Source organism: Gammaproteobacteria bacterium CG11_big_fil_rev_8_21_14_0_20_46_22, assembly GCA_002796245.1.
Taxonomy (GTDB): domain Bacteria; phylum Pseudomonadota; class Gammaproteobacteria; order UBA12402; family UBA12402; genus 1-14-0-20-46-22.
Genome location: PCWT01000009.1, coordinates 1 through 4,711 on the forward strand (window position 1 = coordinate 1; position 4,711 = coordinate 4,711).

5 protein-coding genes are annotated in these 4,711 nt (G+C 38.5%); 4 read left to right on the forward strand and 1 reads right to left on the reverse strand.

The window, feature by feature from the left end:
• Nucleotides 1-116: 116 nt before the first annotated feature.
• From COV52_00850 to COV52_00865, 4 genes are all read left to right on the forward strand, one after another.
• Entirely contained in the window at nucleotides 117-779 is a 663-nt protein-coding gene (locus COV52_00850) for a hypothetical protein (protein PIR12028.1), read from the forward strand.
• 36 nt (nucleotides 780-815) lie between these two features.
• On the forward strand, nucleotides 816-1,859 hold the full coding sequence (locus COV52_00855; protein ID PIR12029.1) for a hypothetical protein: 1,044 nt from the start codon (nucleotides 816-818) through the stop codon (nucleotides 1,857-1,859).
• Between the two features lie 126 nt (nucleotides 1,860-1,985).
• A complete protein-coding gene (locus COV52_00860; GenBank protein ID PIR12030.1) occupies nucleotides 1,986-3,521 on the forward strand; it encodes a hypothetical protein in 1,536 nt (511 codons plus the stop codon).
• 34 nt (nucleotides 3,522-3,555) lie between these two features.
• Nucleotides 3,556-4,185 (forward strand): hypothetical protein, encoded by a 630-nt coding sequence (locus COV52_00865; GenBank protein PIR12031.1) that lies wholly within the window; start codon nucleotides 3,556-3,558, stop codon nucleotides 4,183-4,185.
• A gap of 60 nt (nucleotides 4,186-4,245) precedes the next feature.
• Here the strand turns inward: COV52_00865 and COV52_00870 are convergent.
• Nucleotides 4,246-4,711 (reverse strand): hypothetical protein (locus tag COV52_00870; protein PIR12036.1); only part of this gene is annotated, 466 nt, incomplete at its 5' end.

Consider the following 4,711-nt stretch of genomic DNA (forward strand, 5'->3'; position numbering starts at 1 on the left):
GATTTGCCACAATATGAAGAATTACCTGATGAAAATATTGACTCGGTGCTACATGACAGAAAGCATAAAACCGTCGATTAATAAGCAACATTATTTAACCGTTTAAGGAGATCTGTGTGAGCAATAAAAAGTTTTTAATCCTATTAACCATCAGTGTTATTTATATCACCTTTTCTTTGGCGTGTGATCCACTGGCTTTTCGACTAATTTCAGTATTCGGAATTACTATCAGTGGTTCTGTGATGTTGTACTCTGGCTTGTACCCGATGTTGGATATGTTGACGCGATTACTGGGTAAATACTTGGTAATCGTCATGATTGTTATTTTTCACTTTTGTGATTTCCTTTATTCTTATGCTTTATACCTGGTTAATTCGATGCCGCACCCTGCAAGCTTTATTCACTTACAAGCATACAATATTGTCATTATGCCCATTCCTCGTATGTTTTGGGCGGGCATTATTGGTTCAGTGATTGCCGGTATTGTTGAGGTGTTACTTTATGCTGTGATGCAAAAACATATTAAAAAGTTTTTCATCGCTTCGTTTATTTCAACGGCCATTGTGGTCATTGGACACGGCTTGCCGACGGACTATTTTGCTTTTGAAAAAATCTATCCTAACCAAGTCTGGCACTTAGTGTTTGCCAACATTGGCATGAATATCGTCATTTTAACCGTCTACATTACGATTGCTTCTTTAGTAATGAAGGCGATTGGTAAACAGTATTATCGAAGCGTTGATACGCCGATTGAAATGGGTGAAGAAGTTCGGGCATAAGCACTAATTTGTTTAAGTAATAGGCTAGGTAAGTTAATGAATCATTTAAAATGCCAGATTGCTTTATTGATTTTAGTAGGCTTTTTATTTGCGAGCACTAAAGTATTCGCATCAAATAACTTTATACCTCAACTGACGCATTACACTCAGAAAATGAATCAGTGTTTAAGCTGCAATAAACCGACGTATGCCCCTATTAATTACCACATTTACGGCAATTTTATTTTTGTTGATGGACATAAGCTTTGGGTAGAAAAATACGGCAAAGGTTCACCAGCAGTTGTGTTACTCAATGGTGGTGGCGAGACGATTCGCCAGTGGAATAAAATCATTCCAGTTGTTTCACGATATACCACAGTGATTGGCTATGATCGTCAAGGGCTTGGCCGTAGTGAAATCATTGATGACAAACCAAGAACTTCAGCTGCTGTGGTGAAGCGATTGCGTATTATTCTAAAAAAAGCGGATGTGAGACCACCTTATATCTTGGTTGCGCACTCAATAGGCGGATTATACGCTTCTTATTTTGCTAGACGTTATCCCAAAGAAATAGCAGGGCTGGTCATGGTCGATGCCAATAACCGTTATCAAGTCCATTTAAATGAATTGAATACAAAAGGATTGAGTGAGCAAGATAAACAATTATTAAATAAAATCATGCAGGATCACCAACATCTCACTCAAGTGACTCAGGAGGCAAAGCGATGGTTATCTAGTCAACAGTTGTCAGCGAGACAACATGCCAAGCTTGTAGAGGATTTGGAAGTGATGGGTAAGGCAGAGAGTGCAAATGAGCTAGAGAAAGCGGGTAAACTGCCAAACATTCCACTGATTGTTTTAGTGGAAAGCGAGACAACCGAGGGCTACCAACTTTGGCGAAGAATCAATCAACAGTTTGCTAACGAAGTGCCCTGTAGTCTTTATTATGTGGTACCAAAGAGCAATCATCATATTATGATTAGTCAGCCACTGGTTGTAGATCAAGCGATTAAAACAGTAGCCTTAGCGGTGAGAAAACATCAAACTTTATGTGGTCAATCACTATTCCCTAATAATAGAATTAGGAAGAATGTTAGGTGACGAGGCAAATTTTAGTTATTTGCCAAGCTTAGGCATATTGCAAAACAAACAGAGGTTTTTAAGGTGAGACTCATTAGAAAATTTAATCCATTCATTACTGCAATCATTATTGGGTTTAGTGGCATAGTGACACCCAATTTATCTTTCGCAGATCAACTGATACAAGCTCAGATGCCTATTAAACAGCTTCTTAATAACCTAACCACTTATACTAAAAAAATACAAAAACAGTGGCATGTGCCTGGTGTTGCTGTTGCAGTCGTAAAAGATAATAAAATTATTTACGCTAAAGGGTTTGGTGAGCGGAATGCCAAAGGACAACCCGTAACCCCTAACACGCTTTTTGATATTGCTTCGCTAACCAAATCATTTACTGCCGTTATGTTAGGTCTGCAAGTTGATCAAGGGAAATATACTTGGAATACTAAGGTCTTATCGCTTTATCCTAGCTTTAAACTCTATGATCAGAAAACCACACAAGCCTTCGAAATCAGAGACCTGATTGCACATGATAGTGGTTTACCTGCTGATGCCTTAGATGCTTTAGGAGATTTTGGTTATAGCACAGACCATACCCTTTATGCTTTGCGTTACGTCAAGCCAGCGGCGCCATTTCGTAACGAGTTTGCTTATCAAGATATCTTTTTAGCCGTGGCTAAGAAAATTATTGAAAAGAGTAGCGGTCATTCTTATACGGCAGACATTCATCAATGGATTTTTAAGCCCTTAGGGATGAACCGATCTTTTATTCGAACAGAGCCTAAATTAAAACAGGAAAAAAACGTTGCTCAACCTTTCTTGCTCACTTACCAATTAAAGAATTATCCTTACGCGCCTGATTCTCCTTATTTATCGAAGCAATGGGCGCTGGATATTGGTTTGGCTGGCGGCGGTATTCATTCGACAGCCGTAGACCTAGCCAAATGGCTAATGTTCAATATGAATAACGGTTCTTATGATGGCAAACAGTTGGTTTCTGAAAAAACGATGGAATTCATTCATACCCCTAAAACGGTTATTGAAAAAAATAAATCAGGTAAGACGGTGCTTGCTTACGGAGAGGGTTGGTTCATTGATAATAGCTCCTATCGTCCTTATACCCTACTTTATCATTCAGGTGGCGGCACGGGGATGCATGCTTTCATGGCTTATATCCCGCAAGCGAAGCTGGGCATGGTCGTCTTGACTAACAACTATACGACGAGTTTGCCAACCGTGTTAGTCCATTGGTTTTTTGATCATTATCTCTATGGTAAACCTCAAAAGAACTGGGACAAGATTTATTTAAAGCAACGAACTGAAGCAATCCAACAAGCAAAAAAAGCTACAGGAAGCGACCATTGCCTTTCTGATGCTAATGCAGATTTAACGCAATACGTTGGCACTTATTACAACCCGGTCTATGGTCAGTTGCTTATTTCAAAAGCAGAGAAAAAATTGAGTTTGACTATTGGCCCGCAAAAGATTCAATGGCAATTAAGTGCCTGCAAGAAAAATACACTCAAAGCCTTTTGGCCTGACCCCAATGGAATACCAGAACCGATGCTGAGTCCGGGACAAGATTTGATTTATTTTAAAGTTGACTCCAATGGTAACGTAAAAACGATGACAATCCCTTTTTTAAACGATACCAATAATGGTGTCTTTGTTAAGAAGAATTGATCTTTGTTCACAATAAACTATTTTGGAATCCGTAATGAAAATAACTGAACCAAGGTTTGCCATACTCTTTTTTAGTCAGCGAAGCAACGATCAGCAAGATGAAGCGTATTATCAAGATGCTCAATTGATGTTAGAGCGGGTGGCTGAACAGAAAGGTTTCTTAAGGCATGAGAGTGTAAGAAACCAATCAGGTTATGGTTTAACAATCAGCTATTGGGGAAATTTAGAAGCGATTAAACAATGGCGAAGTAATCCTGAACATAAGGTGATACAGGCCAAAGGTAGATCTCATTATTACCAAGATTATACAGTGCGATGTGTTGAGCTTTTATCGATGGGTGATATTTTTCAAGGTTCAAAAAAAGTATTTAATAATCTTTCAAAGCCTAATCGACTACAGATTGTTGTTAGTTATTCTGGAGGCAATTGCACTTCATTTGAAAATTATGTAAAAGCGTTTTTAGCAGAAGCTGATTCTATAAATATGAAATCCATCGTTGATTATGGGATGGAAAAAAGCATTGTGGTTATTGAGCTGGATAATCAAAGTGAGTCACCTACATTATTTCAATTAAGTAAAAATTTATTGAATCAGTTTGATTGTCAATTTTGGTATGGGCTACTCCAGCGGTCGTACTCATTCAATAATAAGCCGAGGGAATAAAAGGTTAAACTTGTTATCAAAAAAATGGTGCTATTACGGTTTGTGTTTAAGTGCTCATAATCAACTGGCGTTCAGTGGTATTTGAAAACGAGTTCGATTCTGAAACAGTAATATAAAAATTGGCAAAAAGAATAAAAACCGAAGCAGAATTACTAGTTCACTTTCACCTTGGCCTAATGAGGAAATAATGCTGGGTGAAAAAGCACCATACAGATCAGTGAGGCCATGCGCTAAGCTGACTAACAACAAGCTGCTATTGGTTTTGAGATAAAGCCAGGTTAAGAATAGACTGCTCATGATGGTAGATACCGTATACAACACAAATGACATTGGGTGTGCAATCAATACATAAAAATTCATCAGCGGTAAATGGAATAGACTCCAGGCAATCCCAATGATAATAGCTGCCGTGAAAGCATCAACACGCTGCATTAAGTGAGGAAGCGCATAGCCACGCCAACCTAATTCTTCACAGAAATAATAAAGCAGTGTGAAGACTGGGATCATGGCAAGACCGTAGAATTTC